Below are 18,804 nucleotides of genomic sequence, written 5' to 3'. Positions count from 1 at the left end.
CACCCCCTCCGGCCATAACCGCCACCGCGAACAGGTCGCTGGTGGCGGCGCCCCGGGGGCCGCTCGAGCGCGCCCGCTGACTCCCGGATCGCACCAGCCTACGACGCCCCGGTGATAATGCATACGGACAAGTGCCCATGTACGCCACCTCCCCGCAAGAAGCCCTCTCGCGCTCCGCTCATCGCCGCCTCCTGTCCGGTGGCGCCGTCACCCTGCTGTTCCTGATCGCCCTGCCCGGTGCAATCGCGCAGGACGCGGGCAGGGACGCCCGGTTCGCTGTCGGGATCGAAGGCGAATTCCGCGCCCGGAGCGAGAAAGCCGCGGAGCGCCGCCTGGCAGACGCCGCCCGTGCCGCGCGCGCCATGTCCGCCACCCCGGCCATCGCCGACCTGCTGACCCGGGCGCGAGGCGTGTACATCGTCCCGGCATACGGCCGCGCCGCCCTCGGCGTAGGCGCCGCTGGCGGCTCCGGCGTGCTGATGGCCCGGCGCGCCGACGGCCAGTGGGGCAACCCCGCTTTCTTTACCATGGGCGGGCTCGGGATCGGACTGCAGGCCGGGGCCGAGGGCGGGCCGGTCGCACTGCTGCTCATGAACCAGAAGGCGGTTGACCGCTTTCGTAAGCGCAACAACTTCTCGCTGGGCGCCGACGCCGGGCTGACCGTCCTCAACTACAGACGCATGGCGGCGGGCTCGACTGCCGGGGACGTGGTCGCCTGGTCTGGCGGCAAGGGTGTGTTCGGCAATGCAGCCACAGTCTCGATCAATGATATCCGCTATAATCGGGACCTGACGCACGCCCATTACGGCAAGCCTGTCTCTGCGCGGCAGGCAATCGACGGCGCCCCATCCGACCGGCGGGCCCACGCCCTCAGGACCGCGCTCGGCGAACGAAGGCAGCCGGCGCGTGCCCACGACAATTAGCAGGATCCGGTACACCGCGGCGATCCGTCGAAGGGCTGCGCCGTTGATTCGCGTCACTCCTTGCTGCGCGCACCTGAACCAAACGGCCACGTTCGACTCCAAACCGATAGGTCGACGAGACTGCGATCCGAAGCGATCCCTTGCGGCGGCCGAGCCAGTGCCTGGCGCCCGCCCGGCAAGCCTGGAGGAGACATGAAAAAGCTGCTTGTGCCTTGCGACGGTTCGGACAATGCATTACACGCCGTGCGCCACGCCGCCAGGGAGGCGGCGGACGCCCAGGCCCAGGTCCATTTGCTGCACGTGGTCGAACCGATGACGCCGGTGATACTGGCCGAAGCGTTCTCCGCACCGCAGCTCGATGATCGCTTCCCTCCCCAGGCGGCGCAGGCGCTGGAACCGGCGGCCAAGATCCTCGTGGAAGCTGGCGTCCCATACACGCTCCATTGCCATTTCGGACTGCCCGCGCCCGAAATCGCCGGCTATGCACACTCCACCGCATGCGACGCGATCATCATGGGAACACGGGGACGAGGCGCGTTGGCAAACCTCATGATCGGGTCGGTGGCCACCCAGGTGGTAAAGCTGGTCGACATCCCCGTCACCCTCGTCAAACAGGCCTGGCCGCCCCGCCGGCAAGACGGGGACGTCACGAAAAAAATACTCGTTCCCATCGACGGGTCGGACAGCGCACTGCGGGCCTTGCGCCACGCCGCCGCGCGAGCGCGCGAGAAACCGGGCGTACGGCTGGAGCTGCTGCACGTGCTCGACCCCACAAGCTCACGGTCGTATGCCAGCCTGTCTCCAGCAGAACTGACACGTCTTGCGCCCGACGAATTCGTACGCGTGCTGGGCCCGGCAAGGGAACTCCTCGATTCCGAAGGTATTCCGTATGAAGTGCACTGCCGCACAGGCGATCCGGGCAGGCAGATTGGGCACCATCTCGCGCAGGCCGGCAGTGCGGCAGTCGTCATGGGCACCCGCGGACTCGGGCTGATGGGCAACCTCGTGATTGGTTCCGTTGCGTCGCAAGTCGTCTATCACGCGCAGGTGCCGGTAACATTGATCAAATGATTGTCGGGAGAGTCCGTGTCGGGCACGACAGACCCGACCACAAGCGGCGTCTGTCGTGCGGCGCCATCCGGTGCCCGTTGCCATCCTGCCTGTGAGGACCCTCATGTTCAAGCGGATACTCGTTCCAACTGACGGATCGGCAGCGTCCACAGCTGCGGTCGACGCGGCAGTTGCTTTGGCGCATGACACCGGCGCCGAGATCGTCGGGTTCCATGCCATTCCCATGCGTCCTCTCTTCAGCCACGTGCTCGGCGTCCTCGCCGCTCCTGGCAACCGGGCCCTGGCGCAGGAGTATCTCGGCTATCTGGAACGGCGCGCGGCCCAGGCGGGCGTCGCCGCCACCGTCGCCACGCCAACCTCGGACGCTCCCTACGAACAGATCATCAAGACCGCCCGCGACCTGCAGTGCGACCTGATCGTCATGGGCTCGCACGGCCGCAGCGGCGCGGCAGCCCTGCTGCTGGGGAGCGAGACGCAAGCGGTACTGACACATAGCGCCATCCCGGTGCTCGTCATCCGGCAACCGGCTGAGCCTGCCGCGCCTGCCGTGCAAAGGGGGCATCCATGAACGAACCCGTCTTCCCGCCCGCCGGCGTGCGCGAGCGCGACGCGAGCCCCTGGCAGGGCACTCGCCGCCGATACCCGGAAACCGAGGTCGAGCGTGCGGCGCTCGACCTGCCGCTGCACGCCTGGCTGGGCCGCTTCACGGGCTACGTCTCGCCAGCAGCGCTCGGCATGGCGTGGTTCGACTGGTGCAGCCACCTGCTGCTCTCCCCCGACAAGCAGGTCGAGCTCGCCACACACGCGGCGACGGCGACGCTGCGCTGGCTGCAGTACTGTGCCGGCGCCGCACTGGCGCACCCCGACGAGCCGGTGGTGCCGCTGGCTCAGGACAAGCGCTTCGTCGACCCGGCCTGGCACCGCTGGCCCTGGAACGTGCTGAGCCAGGGCTTCCTGCTGCAGCAGCAATGGTGGCACCGCGCCACCCGCAGCGTACGCGGCATGTCGGCCCACCACGGCGACGTCGTCACGTTCGTGACGCGCCAACTGCTCGACTGCGCTGCGCCGTCGAACTTCGTCCTGACCAATCCCGTCGTGCTGGAGGCGACCTGGAAACGTGGCGGCATGAACCTCGTCGCGGGCTCATGGCGTGCGGCGCACGACGCCTGGCGGGCTGCAAGCGGCGACGCCGGAACACCGGGCTTTCGTCCCGGCCGCGAAGTGGCGGTCACGCCGGGCCAGGTCGTGCTGCGCAACGAGCTGGCAGAACTGCTGCGCTACGATCCGGTCACGCCGACGGTCCATGCGGTCCCGCTCCTGATCGTGCCTGCATGGATCATGAAGTATTACATCCTCGACCTCTCGCCGCACAATTCGCTGGTGCGCTATCTTGTGGAACATGGCCACAGCGTCTACGTCATCTCCTGGAAAAACCCGGGGCATGGCGACCGAGAGCTGAGCCTGGACGACTATCGCCGGCTCGGGATCATGGACGCGTTGGAGGCCATCGTGCGCGAAACGGGTTCAAACCAGGTAAACGCCTGCGGCTACTGCCTGGGCGGCACCTTGCTCGCCATCGCGGCCGCGGCCATGGCACGCGACCACGACCGGCGCCTGGCCAGCCTGACCCTGCTGGCGGCCCAGGTCGACTTCACCGAACCGGGCGAGCTGTCGCTGTTCATCGACGAAAGCGAAGTCAGTTTCCTGGAAGCGGCGATGTGGAGCCAGGGTTACCTCGACACCCGGCAGATGGCCGGCGCCTTCCAGTTGCTGCGCTCGAACGACCTGATCTGGTCGCGGCGGCTGCGCCACTACCTGCTCGACGTCCCGGACCGGGAGACCGACCTGATGTCCTGGAATGCCGACGCCACCCGCATGCCCTACCGCATGCATTCCGACTACCTGCGCCGCCTGTTCCTGAACAACGACCTGGCAAGCGCCCGTTACCTGGTCGACGGCAAGCCGGTCGCGCTGACCGACATCGGGGCGCCGGTCTTCGCGGTAGGCACGCGCACCGATCACGTCGCGCCCTGGCGCTCGGTGTACAAGATCGGCCTGCTCACCGACACCGAAGTCACCTTCCTCCTGACCTCCGGAGGACACAATGCCGGCGTGGTCGCCGCGCCGGGCACTTCCGGGCGCAGCTACCAGATCGCCACGCAGGCACCCGTGGCGCGCTATATCGATCCCGAGCGCTGGCAGCGGGAGGCGCCACTGCATGACGGAAGCTGGTGGCCGGCCTGGGAGGCGTGGCTGGCGCAGCGGGCGGGCGAGCGGATCGCATCCCGGCGGCCGAGCCCGGGGCTCGAGGCCGCGCCCGGGCGCTACGTGCTGGAGCCTTAGGCTACGGGCGAGCTGATCTGTGCCGCCGCGGCCACGCCACCCATCGGCTCTTCAAGATGCCGGCCGGCGGTAGTCACCTCGCGCCCGGCCCCCTGGAGCGGATACGTTGATCGATGCTATCCAGGCGCTCCTCAAGTGCTTGCGCGCGGCCGGCCGGATTCGCCTGCCCCAACCTCTGTATGAGCGCGGGAAGGTCACGGGGCTTCGCCCAGCGCGGAGGATCGAGACGCGCTACGGCGCAGGCCGAGCCACCCGAAACCGGATGGCATACCGTTGCCAAAATCTGAAACCTGTCGTTGATGCTCAGGGGAACCCAGACAGACCACCCGGGCGGCAGGCTGACCAGCCTGTCGAGATTGACCATGCGGCCGGCAAAATAGACGAATCCATATGGGGTATTGTCCTGGAGCCACCCGCGCCCGACGACGACGCCGTAATTGTTGATCGCCAGGGCAAAGGCCTCGTTGCCGCCCAGCGTACCCACATCGATCATGCGGCCTCCGGAATAGAGAAACCCGCGCCAGTTCGAAATCCCCACGACCTGCCCACGCTCGTTGATGTCGAGGCCCTCGCTGCTGCCGCCTCCGAGCGTGCCGAGATCGGTCATGCGGCCCCTGGCGCTGTCGTAGAGGAATGCGTGCTGGCTCTCGCTGCCGTCGGGATTGCGCCGGGCCGCCTGACCCGTTACCTGTCCGCGGTTATTGATGGCATTCGCCTTGCCGCTGCTTCCGCCGAGGGTGGGGAGCACCTGCAGATCGCCGTTGCGGTAGAGAAAAGGCGAGATCGGCGTCGCGTACTGGCTCTCCGCGACTTCGCCGACGACCCAGCCGCGGTCGTTGATCGCATGCGGGAATACCCAGCCGATGTCGGGTGCTGCGGCACTGATGTTGCGCCATTCGCGGTTGATGTAGGCATAGGCGTTATAGCGGCGTTCCGGCGGTCCGTCGTCTTTCATGGCGACGAAGTCGCCACGATTGTTCATGCCGAACGAACCACCGAAACCGGGAAGGATCCGCACGCCCGTTTCATCGGACCAGGTCGCGATGCGCGGCCCGGTGAGCGTGAAGACCATGCCAACCATATTCCCCGCATTGTTCATGTCGGTGGGGCCGAACTCCTGGGGGATCCAGGTCACGGTATAGATTCGCTCGGCCTGTGCATGCGCATGTGGGCTCAACCCCAGCGACATGGCCAATGCAGCCGAGCCAACCATCCCGAGCAGTTTGCGGCAGATGTTCATGGCCTCCTCCATGCGACGAGGCGTTGGGCGAACATCCACCATAGGTCCCGGCGTCGACCCTCGCTTGATCTGCGTCAAACGGCAGCGAGCCCCGTGCGCGCATGGCATCGCCCTCAGCGCGCGGCGGCGCCAAGGCTGCGCAGCTGTGCACACCAGCGCTCGATGCGCTCCGGCGGCATCGCCCCGGCTCCGCCAATCAGCGTCGCGCGCACCGGACGAATGCCGGCAAATCCCAGGATATTGCGCTCCAGCGATTTCAGGCTGTGGGCACGGTAGAACCAGCGGTACACGGGCGCCGGCATGCCCATGGTAACGACGACACGCGCGCTGCGCCCGCCGAGCAGCCCCGCCCGCAGCGGATTGCTTGTCCGTCGCCAGCGCGAATCCGGGCCGCGCCACCTGTTCGAGGAATCCCTTCAGCAAGGCCGGCATCTCGCCCAGCCACATCGGATAGACAATCAGCAGATGGGATGCCCGCCTGATCGCCTCCTGGGCAGGCACGAGTGCCGGCGGCGGCGCTTGCTGCTGCCATTCGTCCGCGCTCCTCAGCAGCGGAAACGCGAGCTTGCCCGGTGCGACCGCTTCGACCTCGTGGCCGGCATCGCGCGCACCGTCCGCGTAGGCGTCGGCCAGGGCATGGCACAGATGCCGGCCGCCGCAGTCGGGATGGCCCTGAATGATCAGGATGCGGGAACGATGCGGGGCACGAGGCGGCACACGTTGCGGCGCGCCCATCATGCCTCCGCGCCGGAGCGCAGCACGCGCCGCATCGTGACGGAGCCGCTGTCGCCGGATGCCAGCGAAAAGCCGAGCCGGCGCGCCAGCGCATGCATGCGCAGGTTGTCGGCGAGCGCGACACCCACGATCTCGCGCAGGCCGCGGCCCGCGCAATAGGCGATCAGCGCCTCCATCAGGACCGTCCCGAGCCCCTGCCCCTTCAGGTCCGAGCGCACCACGATGGCGAATTCACCGACGATATTGTCGGGATCGGCGACGACTCGCGCCACGCCGAGCGTCTCACTTTCCCCGCCCGCGGTGCAGGTCAGGAGGAAGGCCATCTCGCGGGCGTAATCGATCTGCGTAAAGCGCGCGAGCTGGGCCGGCGACAGCTCGCGCGCGCTGCCGAACATGCGGAAATGCACGTCCTCCGGGGTCAAGGCGCGAAAGAATGCCTGGTGCGCGGGTGCGTCCTCGGGCCGGATCGGGCGCAGGGTGAGCAGGCCCACGTTTGTTTCCACCACGCGTTCGAGCGCGTCCGGATAAGGCAGGATCGCCAGCCGCGCCAGCGGGTCGGGTCCCGCGGCTGGCGACAAGCGCATACGGGCGTCCAGCGCGAGCACTCCTGTGCTGTCGGCCAGCAGCGGGTTGATGTCGAGTTCGCACAGTTCGGGCAGGTCCGCGGCCATCTGGCCGACCCGCACCAGCACGTCGGCGAGCGCGTCAAGGTCGACCGGGGGATGGTCCCGAAAGCCCGCCAGCAGGCGCGCCACGCGCGTGCGCCCGATCATGTCGCGCGCCAGCACCCGGTTCAGCGGCGGCAGGCCGATCGACTGGTCGGCGTTCGCCTCCACCGCGACACCGCCCTGCCCGAACAGCACCACCGGCCCGAATACCGGGTCTGTCGTCAACCCGACGATCAGTTCCAGCGCATGCGGCCGGCGCGCCATCGCCTGCACGGTGAAGCCGGCAAGGCGGGCATTCGGGCGCAGGGCGGCGATGCGTTCGCGCATGCCGCGCAGGGCCGCGCGCAGCGAGGGCTCGTCGCCCAGGTCGAGGACGACGCCGCCCACGTCGGACTTGTGCGACAGGTCGGGAGACAGGATTTTCAGCGCAACCGGATAGCCGATGCGCGCCGCGCCCGCCACGGCCCCGGCTTCGTCAAGCGCGATATCGGTCGCCACCGACGGGATGCCGAAACTGGCAAGCAGGGCCTTGGCGTCCGCTTCCCCGACCGTCCCGCCGCCGTCCGCCAGCAACCGGGCCACGCGTGTGCGCGCGCCGGAGCGGTCCGCCGGGGCCAGCACGCCTGCCGAGGGAACCTGCATCAGCAGCGCCTGGTTGCGCCCGTAATCGACCAGCTGCATCAGCGCGCGCACGGCCTCCTCGGGCGTGTCGAAGACTGGCAGGCCGGCGTCGATACAGAGATTGCGTGCCTGCGCGACGCTCGCGCCGCCAAGCCAGCAGCACAGCACCGGCCGCGATGCGCCACGCAGCAGCGGCAACAGTGCGCGGGCGATCTCGGCGGCCGGCACGATGGCCGTCGGCGCGTGGATCAGCAGCAGCGCATCGGCGTCGTTCGAGGCCAGCAGCGTCTTCAGCACCTCGACATAGCGCTCGGCGGGCGCGTCGCCGATGATGTCGACCGGGTTTCCTCTCGACCAGTTAGGCGGCAGGTGCCGGTCGAGCTGCGCCAGCGTGGCCTCGCCCAGCGATGCGAGCGTTCCGTGCGCGGCAACCAACGCGTCGGTTGCCATGACGCCCGGTCCCCCGCCATTGGTCAGGATCGCCAGCCGTCCGGCGCCGGGGCGCAGGCGCAGGCCATCCCCAAGCACCGCCACCGCATCGAACAGCTCGGCGGTGGTGTGCACCCGCAGCATCCCGGCACGGCGCAGGGCGGCGTCGACCACCAGGTCGGCCGCAGCCAGCGCACCGGTATGGCTGAAGGCTGCGCGCGCCGCCTCGGCCGCCCTGCCCGCCTTGACGATCACGGTGGGCTTGGCGCGCGCCGCGCCGCGCGCCGCCGACATGAACTTGCGCGCCTGGCGGATGCCCTCAGCGTACACGAGGATGGCGTCGGTGCCGCTGTCTCCGGCCAGGTAGTCGAGCAGGTCGCCGAGATCGACATCGCTGGCGTCGCCCAGGGAGATGAACGAGGAAAAACCGATCCTGCGCTCGCGCGCCCAGTCAAGCACCGCCGTCACCATCGCGCCGGACTGTGCGACGAAGGCCAGGCGTCCGGGCAAGGCCGACACCGGCGCGAAGCTTGCGTTCAGGCCGATTCCCGGAACCAGCAGGCCGACACAGTTCGGCCCGAGGATGCGCAGCAGGTGTGGCCGGGCGGCATCGAGCATTGCCTGGCGCAGGCTGGCACCGCCGGGACCGGGGGCGTCCAGCCCGGCGCTGAGCACCACCGCCGCCCGGCACCCGAGCTCTCCGAGCTGGGCAACGATACGGGGCACCGTGGCGGCCGGCGTGCACACCACCGCCAGCCCGGGCGCGCGCGGCAGGCGCTTGACGTCCGCAACCACGTCGATTCCCGACAGCTGGCGGTATTTCGGATTGACCGGCCAGATGGGGCCCGTGAACCCGGCGCTGACGAGGTTGGCCAGCACCGTCGCGCCGACGCTGCCGGGACGCGCACTCGCGCCGACGACCGCCACGGAGCCGGGCGCGAAGAAGTGGCCGAGGTTACGGATGCTCATCTGCTCTCCCTGTCCGGTCCTGACACGCCCGTCAGCCGCCACATGCGGCCCCGAGCGCGGTGATCCGGGAGCCAGAATGGCGCCCGGCACCGATAACAGCCTTGACGCACATCAAATCCACCAGGGTGGGCAAATCGCGCGCCGCGGCGTCATGCAATTTTGATGCGCATCAAGGACTCGAGAGGACGTGGCACCCATTCTAGCAGCGCGCCCATCCGGCGCAAGTGAGGATTTCTACAGGGAGAGTCCCATGTACCAACGCATTCTCGTGCCCACCGACGGTTCCGAACTGGCGACCCTGGCAGCCGATGCCGCGATTGCCTTCGCGCAGGTTTGTCGCAGCGAAATCGTCGCGCTCTCGGTTGCGCCGCCGGAACCGGTAATGATGTCGGCGGAAGGTGCGATTGCGACAAGCAGCCCGCTTGGCGTCGACGTCCTGCTGGAGCAGGCAAGCCAGTATGTCGGGCAGGTTGCCGATGCGGCAGCGAAAGCCGGCGTCAAATGTACGGCGCTGACGGCGTACGGCTATTCGCCCGCCGATGAAATCATCAATGTCGCCGAACGCGAGCACTGCGACCTGATCTTCATTGCCTCGCACGGCCGGCGCGGCCTGAGCCGGCTGATCGCCGGCAGCGTCACGCAACGCGTGCTGGCCTATTCGCCAGTGCCGGTGATGGTCTACCGGGCGCGCCCGTCGCAGGCAACAGGGCCAGGCGCAGACGCATTCGCAGTGGCCGCCGGGGAGGCGCCACATGCTGCGCCGGCGGCATCTGCCGGCCGTGCTCCATGAAGTTACCGGGATCGCGGCTGCACGCCATGAATCTTGTGAATGGCACACTGATCGCGTCATGCCGTGTCCGTACCCCTGTCTATCTGCTTCGGCAAGGCTCCTTCGACGACAGGCTCCCGTTTGACCTACATCAAAGCGGCAAATGACCCGGATCGACAGACTTGCCTGCAGGTGTGAGATGCAGAGTGAGACCGATGCGGTGCCGCCACGCCGCACGGACCTGCGCACTAACCATCCCACCGTCCCGGATTGACACCAACGTGGCCCCATCTACCTAAGCGAGTATGCATGCCGTACAAGACCGTCCTCGTCCATTGCGACCTGTCCATCCATGCACCCGCCCGGATCGCGCTGGCTACCGCGATTTGCGCGGAGCACGGCGCGCACCTGGTCGGCGCGGCATTCACAGGTATTGCGCGTCAGATCTTCCCGGGCGGCTACGACGCCGCGCCAGGCAGCCTGCTGGCCAGCTATGTGGAGCCGCTCCACATGGCTGCCCGGGACGCGCTCGACCGCTTCGAGGAAGTCGCCGGGCGCGCTGGCATTTCCCACCAGTCGCGCCTGATCTGCGACCAGGCCCCTGACGGCCTCGCACTGCTTGCCCGGTTCGCCGACCTGGTGGTCGTCAGCCAGGACGACCCGGACGAGAGCCTGGGCTATCGTCCGGCAGCCGAACGCATGCCCGACTATCTCGTGCTCAACGCCGCGCGGCCGGTACTGGTCGTGCCGCGGCTGGCGCCGCCTGCCGCCTGTCCGCGCCGGATCCTGCTGTGCTGGAACGGCAGCAGGGAGGCGGCGATGGCGATGTCTGCCTCGCTCCCCCTGCTCGAGCGCGCCACCGATGTGATTCTCGCCACCCTCACCCCCACCTTTCCGGGCCCATGTGCCGACGCCGAGGAACTGGACGACGCCCTCGCTTTCCTGGAACGCCACGCTATGCGGGTCGACGTGGTGCTGCGCGATCCGCGCCACGATACGGGGCACGCGATCCTCGACCTGGCCGCCGAACAGGGCTGCGACCTGGTGGTGATGGGATGCTTCGGCCGTTCGCAGTTCCACGAACTCCTCCTGGGCGGCGCGAGCAGGACCGCGCTGCAGGAGGCGGCGCTGCCTGTGCTGATGGCCCGCTAGGACAGGCGCGGATGCAGCCCCCCACGCCGCACACACCGCGCACTGCGCCAACTGAACAGGAGGAGCAAATGGGCAACATGAACGCAGCCGTCTTCACCGGTCCCGGACGGATCGTCCTCGGGCGCAAGCCGATTCCGCGTGCCGGGCCGGGCGAGGCGGTCGTCAAGATCACCATGACGACCATCTGCGGGACCGACGTGCATATCCTGAAAGGCGAGTATCCGGTCGCCGACGGCCTCACGGTCGGGCACGAACCGGTCGGCACGATCGCCGAGCTCGGGGCCGGCGTTACCGGGTACGTGGTCGGACAGCGCGTCGTGGCGGGGGCCATCTGCCCGTGCGGGCAGTGCCACTCCTGCCTCGACGGGCACCAGGCCCAGTGTGGCGGGCACGCCATCGGCGGCTGGCGCCTCGGCAATACGATCGATGGCTGCCAGGCCGAGTATGTCAGGGTACCGTTCGCCATGGCCAACCTGGCGCCGATCCCGGACGAACTGACCGACGAACAGGTGCTGATGTGCCCGGACATCCTGAGCACCGGGTTCGGCGGCGCCGAAAGCGGCGGCATCCGGATCGGCGACAGCGTCGCGGTATTTGCCCAGGGGCCGATCGGGCTGTGCGCCACGGCCGGCGCCCGCCTGCGCGGGGCCTCGCGCATCATCGCGGTCGACCGTGTACCCGAGCGGCTCGCGATGGCCCGCCGCCTGGGCGCCGACCACGTCATCGACTACAGCGAGCGCGACCCGGTAGAGGAAATCCTGCGCCTGACCGGCGGCCTCGGCGTGGACGTCGCAATCGAGGCGCTCGGCACTCAGCAGACCTTCGAGAGTTGCCTGCGCGTCCTGCGCCCCGGAGGCACGCTGTCGAGCCTGGGCGTGTACTCCGGCAAGCTCTCGCTGCCGGTGGACGCATTCGCGGCAGGGCTGGGCGACCACCGGATCGTGACCACCCTGTGCCCCGGAGGCAAGGAGCGCATGCGCAGGCTGATGAACGTGGTGGCATCGGGCCGGCTCGACTTGCAGCCGCTGGTGACCCACCGCTTCCGCCTCGAGCAGATCGAGGATGCCTATGAACTGTTCGCCAACGGGCGCGACGGCGTCCTGAAAGTGGCGATTATTCCCTGAGCCGCGATTCTCACCAATTCTCTCGGCAATTTCCAGCGACTTCCGGCAATTTCCAAGGAAAGGAGCAGCCATGTACAAGACCATTGTCGTTCATGTCGACGAAAGCCCGGCGATGGAAGCGCGCTTGCTGGCCGCCGCCCGGCTCGCCGGGGAACACGGGGCGCACCTGGTGGGCTGCGCCGCCACCGGCATGTCCTGGCCGGCGTACGCGATGCTGGCCGGTTCGATGACGAGGGCGGGAGGCGAGGAATTCGAGTCCTTGCGCGTGCTTGGACATGCGAACCTGGAGCGCTTCTCCCTACGCGCGCGCCAGCTCGGCGTGCAATCGCTGGAGGAGCGCCTGGTAGAAGACGAAAACCGCGACGCGCTGCTGCTGCAGTCGCGTTATGCCGACCTGGTGGTGACCGGCCTGGACGCGGGCGACCAGGCAACTGCACGCGGGCTGCCGCAATACCTTGCGCTGCGCGGCCCGCGGCCGGTGCTCGTGGTGCAGCCCGCGTATGCCGGGGAACCGATCACGGACAGCGTCGTCGTCGGCTGGGACGGCAGCGTGGCCGCCCTGCGCGCCATCGCCGGCGCCCTGCCCCTGCTCGTGCGCGCGGGCACGGTACGGCTCGCGCTGGTCAACCCGGAAAGCGAGGCGGGACTGCACGGCGAAGAGCCGGGCGCCGACATGGCGCGCTACCTGGCGCGCCACGGCGTGCCCGTCGAGGTCCTCGTTGAGCGTACCCGATCGCCTGCCGGGGACGCCCTGCTCGGCCTGGCACGCGGCCACGGGGCAGGCCTGCTCGTCACCGGCGCCTACGGCCACAGCCGTTACCGCGAGATCGTGCTCGGCGGCGTCACGCGCGTCCTGCTCGAACGCGCCGGGGTGCCGGTCCTGTTCGCGCATTAGACCGTTCCAGCATCGATGCCGATGAAAAGCGGTGCGTGCCGGGACTAAGACTGGACCTCCCCGCTGGTCGTCGTCCGATTGATGGCCTGGAGCCTCAGGCGTATCTGCTTTTCCGCTTCGATGACGGCGAATAGCGCCGCGCCAGTTCCAATGATCAGCACGCCCTCCCGGAACGGCACGGATACGGTGGCGAAGATCGCCTGCAGCGGCGGCAGATAGGTGATCGCAAACTGTGCGGCGGTGACGATCGCCACGACCGTCCATACGACTTTCGTGCCCCGTACGGCCTTCCACGTCAGCGACGTACCGTAGATATTCCGGATGAAAAACAGGTGGAAGACTTCCATGACGACCAGCGTGTTGACGGCCAGCGTCTGCGCCAGTTCCACCGGGTAGCCGCGGCTGGCCGCATAAGAAACCATGCCATAGACACCCATCAGGAACAGGATCGATACCAGCACGATATGCCAGACCAGACCTGCGTCCAGCAGCGGCTTGTCGCGCGCGCGCGGCGGGCGGCGCATGGTATTTTCCTCGGTCGGCTCGAATGCCAGTGCGACTCCCAGCGTGATGGCCGTAATCAGATTGATCCAGAGAATCTGCACCGGCGTAACGGGTAAGGTCAATCCGAACAGCAGGGCCACGACGATGGTCAATGCTTCGCCCGCGTTCGTCGGCAGCGTCCAGCTGATCACTTTCTTGATGTTGTCGTACACCGTCCGCCCCTCGCGGACGGCGGCAACGATCGAGGCGAAATTGTCGTCTGCCAGCACCAGGTCGGCGGCTTCCTTGGCCGCTTCGCTGCCTTTTTTGCCCATCGCGATTCCGGCGTCGGCGCGTTTCAGCGCCGGGGCATCGTTGACGCCGTCGCCGGTCATCGCCACGATCATGCCGTGCGCCTGCAAGGCCATCACAAGGCGCAGCTTGTGCTCGGGGCTGGTGCGCGCGAAAACATCGCAATCCAGCGCTGCCTGCCGCAGGCGGACATCGTCCATCCCGTCGAGATTGGCGCCTGTCAGCACCGTATGAGGATTGCGCAGGCCGATCTGCCTGGCGATGGCGGCGGCGGTTCGTGCGTGATCTCCCGTGATCATCTTGACCCGGATGCCAGCCCCGTGGCACTCGGCTACCGCGGCAATGGCTTCCGCACGCGGCGGATCGATCATGCCCACCATGCCAAGCAGCGTCAACGAGCCTGCCAATGCGGCATGTTCCAGCACGGTCTGTTCCGGTTCGACCGCTGCCGCCGCGAAGGCCAGCACGCGCTGTCCCAGCGCGGCGACGCTTTCGGCCTTGTCGTTCCAGTATGCCAGGTCGAGCGGTTCCGACCCGCCATGCGCTTCCCGCTGCTGCCGGCACATGGCGATAATCCGCTCCGGCGCCCCTTTCACGAAAACGAAGGCATGCCCTTCGTGATCGTGGTTCAGCGTCGCCATGAAGCGATGCCTGGCGTCGAACGGAATCACGTCCGTGCGCGTCCACACCGCCTGCAGGCTCCGCGGTTCCACATCCATTTTCCCTGCAAAGGCCAGCAATGCGCCTTCCATCGGGTCGCCCTCCGCATGCCACACGCCCTCCCGTTCGTGCAGGGCCGCGTCGTTGCACAGCGCGGCCGCGCGCCCGAGCTCATCGAGTACCGCATGCTCGGCGGGCGCGACCGGCGTCTCCCCGAGAGTGAGGGCCCCTTTCGGTTCGTACCCGGAGCCTTCGAGCGCGAACACGTGCCGGTGCGTGAGCACGGAAGCGACCATCATCTCGTTCCGTGTGAGGGTCCCGGTCTTGTCGGTGCAGATGACGGACACGGCCCCCAGCGTTTCGATCGCGGGCAGGCGCCGCACGATGGCGTTGCGCCTGGCCATTGCCTGTACGCCGAGCGCGAGCGTGATCGTGAGCACGGCGGGCAGCCCTTCTGGAATGGCGGCGACCGACAGCCCGACGACCGCCATGAACATCTCGGTAAAATCGTGCTTTCCGACGTAGTAGCCATAGACCAGCAGTAAGGCGGCAAGCAGCAGGATGAGGATGGTCAGCCACCTGGCAAAGACGCCCATCTGCGCCACCAGCGGCGTCGTCAACACCTCCACCTGCGAGAGCAGCCCGCTGATGCGCCCGATTTCCGTGTCGGTGCCGGTCGCCACCACGACGCCCCTGCCCTGGCCGCCGGCGACCAGTGTCCCGGAAAAAGCCATGCATGAACGGTCGCCCGGCGCCGCATCAATCGCCACCGGATCCGTGTGCTTCTCGACCGGGACCGATTCGCCGGTGAGGACCGCCTCCTGCACCGACATGCCGTGTGCACTGAGCAGGCGCAAGTCCGCAGGGACTTTATCGCCAGCCTCCAGCAGCACAATGTCGCCGGGGACCAGTTGTTCGCCATCGATGCTGATGCGTTCGCCGAAGCGAACCACGTTGGCATGGGGTGCGAGCATGTGGCCGATGGCGTCCATCGCCCGTTCGGCCTTGCCCTCCTGGATGTACCCGATCATGGCATTGGCGATCACCACCGCCAGGATTACCGCGGAGTCGACCGGGTGGCCGAGTGCCGCCGTGATGACTGCACATCCCAGCAGCACGTAGATCAGGATGTTGTGGAATTGCAGGCGAAAGCGCATCAGGGCGCTGCGCCTTGCCGCCTGCGGCAGCCGGTTCGGGCCGTATGTTTCCAGGCGGGACCGGGCCTCCTCCCGGCTCAGCCCGCTAACGGAGGTTCGTACCTGTGCAAGGGCGCTATCGACTGTCGCATGGTGCCACGCGACGCGCGGCCGGTCCGGATTCTCTCGTTTCACTGCCGCCCTCCGTCATGTGTACGTCGTCGCTGGCGAGGTGGAACCGTTCGGCTGCAAGCTGCGGGAGGCGAGCAGGTTGCGCGTGCCCGACCGTCCTCTCCGCCCGGATCAGCCTCGCGTCGCCGGCAACAAGACCGCGGCCCCATCGATACGCCCGGCGCGCAGGTCCGCCAGCGCTTCGTTGGCAGCCGCCAGCGCGTAGGGAACAACGGTGGTGGCCACCTCGCCGTGTGCCACCTCGCGCAGGAACGCTTCGCCATCGGTACGGGTCAGGTTGGCGACCGAACGCAGGCAGCGCTCGCCCCACAGCAGCCGATAGGGAAACGCCGGGATGTCGCTCATGTGGATCCCGGCGCACACCACGGCAGCGCCCCTGGCGGTGGCCGCCAGCGCGGGTGGGACCAATCCGCCGTCCGGCGCAAACAGGATCGCCGCGTCCAGCAGTGCAGGCGGCGCAGCGTCCGCAGGCCCGGCCCATGCAGCCCCGAGCGACCGGGCAAATACCTGCGAACGGGTGTCGCCGGGCCGCGTGAAGGCGAACACCTCGCGGCCGTGCTTCAGCGCGAGCTGGGTGATGAGGTGAGCCGCAGCGCCGAAACCGTATAGCCCGATCCGGTGCGCCTGTCCCGTCATGGCATAGGCGCGGTAGCCGATCAGGCCGGCGCACAGCAACGGGGCGGCGTGCGCATCGTCGTAGATGTCCGGCAGCGCAAAGCAGTAGCGCTCGTCGGCGAGGGTATATTCGGCAAAGCCGCCATGGCGATCGTAACCGGTGAATACTGGACGGTCGCACAGGTTTTCGCGCCCCGTCACGCAATAGGCGCAGGCGCCGCAGCTGCCGCCGAGCCAGGGCACACCGATCCGTTGTCCCGGGCGGAAACGGCGCGCACGCGGTCCAGCCTCCGCAACCAGGCCGACGATTTCGTGGCCGGGCACGAGCGGCAGCAGGTGCGGCGGCAGGTCGCCGTCGACGATGTGCAGGTCTGTCCGGCAAACGGCGCAGGCCGATACCCGGATCAGGATCTCCTGACCGGACGGCCGGGGAACCGGCAGGCGCGCCGCCCGCAGCGGCCGGCCCGGGCCGTCGAGCACCATTGCAGCCATGGTGCCTGGGCCGGTCATGGCGCGGGTGCATCGGAAAACTCGGGTTTCGATGCTTCCCGCGGGTCGCGCAACACCAGCACCGGAACCGACGACCACGCCAGGACATGCTGGGCCACGCTGCCTGTAAACAGCGTATTCGCGTCGAACGGGCCGTGCGCGCCCATGACGATCAGGTCGCAGCCGTGCTCCTGCGCGGCCCGGACGATCTCGCCGCCCGGCGCCGAGGCGATGGTGGTCAGGGTCTCGCAAGCGACACCGTCGCGCGCTGCGATACGGGCTACCGTCTCGACGTGCGCGGCGGCGGCGCCGAGCGCGCGGCGCAGTTCCGCGTTGGCGTCGGTGGACGCGAGCGCATCCGGCGGCATGGAAAAATGTGGCTGGGCGACCGAGAACGCGACGATGCGGCGGCCCGAGGTGCGCGCCAGCAGCACGGCCATCTGCGCCGCGCGAACGGCCAGGTCCGAGCCGTCGGTCGCGACGAGTATCTTCTCGATCAGCATGGTGCAGCTCCTGTCAACGGATCGAATCGTCGTGGATTGCCTGCCACGATGGCGTTTTACTCCCAAAAAAACGGGAGCGTAACCTTCGGTGAAAGAACACGCTTCAACAGATCGTAGCACGCCATATGCCGCGCGAGCGCGCCGAAGCGGTCTCGCGCATACCCGATCATGCATCATGCCATCGTATGTCCTGTGCCCCCCGGCCACGGTGCGCGAGAGCGGAGGGTTTGACGCACATCAGAAGATTCCCCGGCCGCCCAAAACGCTTGGGTACCCGACCCGTACGTGCGCCCGGCTGATCTACCTCAACCTTTTGCGGTATGCACGGCGCATCCTCAACGCCATACTGACTTCTACAGGATGCCGCCATGAAGCTGCGCAAACACCGTGCCGCACTCTTCCTCGCTGCCGGGCTCGCCTGCCCAACGCTTGCGCTGGCCGAGCCGATCTACTCCCTCACATTCCTGCCGTCCGACTTCACCGCTGTTGATATCAACAACGCCGGACAGATCGTCGGCAATACGCGCAACGAAGCCTGGATCTGGAGCGACGCCGGCATCGTTAACCTGAGCCGGATTGCGCCGGGTATCCAGGCCTTCGCAATCAACAACCGGGGCGAGGTCGCCGGCAGCTTCAGTTCCAGGCTGCCGGACGCGCCGGCCTTTATCTATTCGGGAGGGGAGATTCGCGACATCGGGCGTGTGGCCGGCCTGAGCTTCGCCACACCCCGCGCCATCAATGACCGGGGCCAGGTTGCTGGCACCGCCGGTAATTTTCCTGGCGAAACCTCCCGCGGATTCTTTTACGACGGCACTACCATGACCGCCATCGACACCTTCGGCGGCGAGCAGGGCGATGCTTACGGACTCAACAACAAAGGCACGGTCGTCGGCACCAACAGCCTGGCGCCACTCCCGGACCGCCCGCGCGGCGACCCGCGCGGCTTCGCCTACCGCGACGGCCTGGTGCGCGAGCTCGCGGCGCCGGGCGTCGTCACGTTTTCAGCCGACGACATCAACGATGCGGGCATGATCGTCGGCGGCGCGGAATTCGCCGACGCCGGCGTCCACCCCTACCTGTACAGTGGGGGCGTGTTCGCGAGCCTGGGCGCGCCGGGCGGGACGGCACGCGGCATCAACAATCACGGTGCAATCGTCGGCATCCTGGGCGGGCGCTTCGATTCCGAGCTGTCGCATGCGTTTTTCTACGACGACGGCAGCCTGCGCGACCTGAACGACCTGCTCGTTCCCGAGCCGGGCTGGACGGTCACAGAGGCGGCGGACATCAACGACGCCGGGCAGATCCTCGCCACTGCCTGCTTCGGGTCCACTTCCGACTGCCGCTCCGTACGCCTCGACCTCGTGCCGGCCATTCCGGAGCCGAGCACCGTGGCGATGCTGCTCGGCGGGCTCGCCACCTTGTCCGCCGCGCGCCGGCGGCGCAAGTGACCGGTCCGGGCGGCGTCGCGCGGGGCT

The 18,804-nt window shown here is 68.1% G+C and carries 14 protein-coding genes; 9 read left to right on the top strand and 5 right to left on the bottom strand.

Going from position 1 to position 18,804, the window contains the following annotated elements:
* The first annotated feature begins 137 nt into the window (after window positions 1–137).
* The 4 genes from ACWCIA_RS02200 (at window position 138) to ACWCIA_RS02185 (ending at window position 4,337) form a co-directional block, all read left to right on the top strand.
* A complete protein-coding gene (locus ACWCIA_RS02200) occupies window positions 138–923 on the top strand; it encodes a lipid-binding SYLF domain-containing protein (RefSeq protein ID WP_454160525.1) in 786 nt (261 codons plus the stop codon).
* 192 nt (window positions 924–1,115) lie between these two features.
* A complete protein-coding gene (locus ACWCIA_RS02195) occupies window positions 1,116–1,994 on the top strand; it encodes a universal stress protein (protein ID WP_454160524.1) in 879 nt (292 codons plus the stop codon).
* A 103-nt stretch (window positions 1,995–2,097) separates the two neighbouring features.
* A complete protein-coding gene (locus ACWCIA_RS02190) occupies window positions 2,098–2,562 on the top strand; it encodes a universal stress protein (RefSeq protein ID WP_454160522.1) in 465 nt (154 codons plus the stop codon).
* Window positions 2,559–4,337, top strand: a complete 1,779-nt coding sequence (locus ACWCIA_RS02185) for a PHA/PHB synthase family protein (protein ID WP_454160520.1) — start codon at window positions 2,559–2,561, stop codon at window positions 4,335–4,337. The genes ACWCIA_RS02190 and ACWCIA_RS02185 overlap by 4 nt, the downstream gene beginning before the upstream one ends.
* 73 nt (window positions 4,338–4,410) lie before the next feature.
* Here ACWCIA_RS02185 and ACWCIA_RS02180 read toward each other — a convergent pair whose 3' ends face one another.
* Entirely contained in the window at window positions 4,411–6,315 is a 1,905-nt protein-coding gene (locus tag ACWCIA_RS02180) for an NAD(P)H-dependent oxidoreductase (protein WP_454160518.1), read from the bottom strand.
* Entirely contained in the window at window positions 6,312–8,999 is a 2,688-nt protein-coding gene (locus ACWCIA_RS02175; protein ID WP_454160516.1) for a bifunctional acetate--CoA ligase family protein/GNAT family N-acetyltransferase, read from the bottom strand. Before ACWCIA_RS02175 ends, ACWCIA_RS02180 begins: the two co-directional genes overlap by 4 nt.
* Window positions 9,000–9,249: 250 nt before the next feature.
* On the opposite strand from ACWCIA_RS02175, the gene ACWCIA_RS02170 reads away from it, so the two are divergent.
* The 4 genes from ACWCIA_RS02170 (at window position 9,250) to ACWCIA_RS02155 (ending at window position 12,939) form a co-directional block, all read left to right on the top strand.
* Window positions 9,250–9,789 (top strand): universal stress protein, encoded by a 540-nt coding sequence (locus ACWCIA_RS02170; RefSeq protein WP_454160514.1) that lies wholly within the window; start codon window positions 9,250–9,252, stop codon window positions 9,787–9,789.
* A 288-nt stretch (window positions 9,790–10,077) separates the two neighbouring features.
* The gene (locus ACWCIA_RS02165) at window positions 10,078–10,920 is read left to right on the top strand and encodes a universal stress protein (RefSeq protein ID WP_454160512.1); all 843 of its coding nucleotides are present in this window, start codon (window positions 10,078–10,080) and stop codon (window positions 10,918–10,920) included.
* A 68-nt stretch (window positions 10,921–10,988) separates the two neighbouring features.
* Window positions 10,989–12,044 carry an NAD(P)-dependent alcohol dehydrogenase gene (locus ACWCIA_RS02160; RefSeq protein ID WP_454160510.1) on the top strand — a complete coding sequence of 352 codons (1,056 nt, stop codon included), beginning with the start codon at window positions 10,989–10,991 and terminating at the stop codon, window positions 12,042–12,044.
* Between the two features lie 70 nt (window positions 12,045–12,114).
* On the top strand, window positions 12,115–12,939 hold the full coding sequence (locus ACWCIA_RS02155) for a universal stress protein (RefSeq protein ID WP_454160508.1): 825 nt from the start codon (window positions 12,115–12,117) through the stop codon (window positions 12,937–12,939).
* 44 nt (window positions 12,940–12,983) lie between these two features.
* On the opposite strand, the gene ACWCIA_RS02150 is transcribed toward ACWCIA_RS02155, so the two are convergent.
* The 3 genes from ACWCIA_RS02150 to ACWCIA_RS02140 all read right to left on the bottom strand — a co-directional run bounded on the left by ACWCIA_RS02150 (window position 12,984) and on the right by ACWCIA_RS02140 (window position 17,329).
* Window positions 12,984–15,725 carry a cation-transporting P-type ATPase gene (locus ACWCIA_RS02150; protein WP_454160506.1) on the bottom strand — a complete coding sequence of 914 codons (2,742 nt, stop codon included), beginning with the start codon at window positions 15,723–15,725 and terminating at the stop codon, window positions 12,984–12,986.
* A gap of 108 nt (window positions 15,726–15,833) precedes the next feature.
* Entirely contained in the window at window positions 15,834–16,829 is a 996-nt protein-coding gene (locus ACWCIA_RS02145) for a zinc-binding alcohol dehydrogenase family protein (protein WP_454160579.1), read from the bottom strand.
* A gap of 14 nt (window positions 16,830–16,843) precedes the next feature.
* On the bottom strand, window positions 16,844–17,329 hold the full coding sequence (locus ACWCIA_RS02140) for a universal stress protein (protein ID WP_454160504.1): 486 nt from the start codon (window positions 17,327–17,329) through the stop codon (window positions 16,844–16,846).
* Between the two features lie 368 nt (window positions 17,330–17,697).
* Here ACWCIA_RS02140 and ACWCIA_RS02135 point away from each other — a divergent pair, with 368 nt between their 5' ends.
* Window positions 17,698–18,777, top strand: coding sequence for a PEP-CTERM sorting domain-containing protein (locus tag ACWCIA_RS02135; protein ID WP_454160502.1), 1,080 nt, complete (start codon window positions 17,698–17,700; stop codon window positions 18,775–18,777).
* The last annotated feature ends 27 nt before the right edge of the window (window positions 18,778–18,804 follow it).

This window comes from Massilia sp. SYSU DXS3249 (assembly GCF_053668055.1).
Note: the sequence above shows the minus strand (reverse complement) of the source record. Positions and strands in the feature narration are given on the sequence as shown.

Bases quoted from the DNA above. Each gene is read 5' to 3' on its own strand.
- ACWCIA_RS02165 (WP_454160512.1), top strand. From the start codon at position 10,078: ATGCCGTACAAGACCGTCCTCGTCCATTGCGACCTGTCCATCCATGCA.
- ACWCIA_RS02145 (WP_454160579.1), bottom strand. From the start codon at position 16,829: ATGGCTGCAATGGTGCTCGACGGCCCGGGCCGGCCGCTGCGGGCGGCG.
- ACWCIA_RS02160 (WP_454160510.1), top strand. From the start codon at position 10,989: ATGGGCAACATGAACGCAGCCGTCTTCACCGGTCCCGGACGGATCGTC.
- ACWCIA_RS02185 (WP_454160520.1), top strand. From the start codon at position 2,559: ATGAACGAACCCGTCTTCCCGCCCGCCGGCGTGCGCGAGCGCGACGCG.
- ACWCIA_RS02135 (WP_454160502.1), top strand. From the start codon at position 17,698: ATGAAGCTGCGCAAACACCGTGCCGCACTCTTCCTCGCTGCCGGGCTC.
- ACWCIA_RS02200 (WP_454160525.1), top strand. From the start codon at position 138: ATGTACGCCACCTCCCCGCAAGAAGCCCTCTCGCGCTCCGCTCATCGC.
- ACWCIA_RS02155 (WP_454160508.1), top strand. From the start codon at position 12,115: ATGTACAAGACCATTGTCGTTCATGTCGACGAAAGCCCGGCGATGGAA.
- ACWCIA_RS02180 (WP_454160518.1), bottom strand. From the start codon at position 6,315: ATGATGGGCGCGCCGCAACGTGTGCCGCCTCGTGCCCCGCATCGTTCC.
- ACWCIA_RS02190 (WP_454160522.1), top strand. From the start codon at position 2,098: ATGTTCAAGCGGATACTCGTTCCAACTGACGGATCGGCAGCGTCCACA.
- ACWCIA_RS02140 (WP_454160504.1), bottom strand. From the start codon at position 17,329: ATGCTGATCGAGAAGATACTCGTCGCGACCGACGGCTCGGACCTGGCC.
- ACWCIA_RS02170 (WP_454160514.1), top strand. From the start codon at position 9,250: ATGTACCAACGCATTCTCGTGCCCACCGACGGTTCCGAACTGGCGACC.
- ACWCIA_RS02195 (WP_454160524.1), top strand. From the start codon at position 1,116: ATGAAAAAGCTGCTTGTGCCTTGCGACGGTTCGGACAATGCATTACAC.
- ACWCIA_RS02175 (WP_454160516.1), bottom strand. From the start codon at position 8,999: ATGAGCATCCGTAACCTCGGCCACTTCTTCGCGCCCGGCTCCGTGGCG.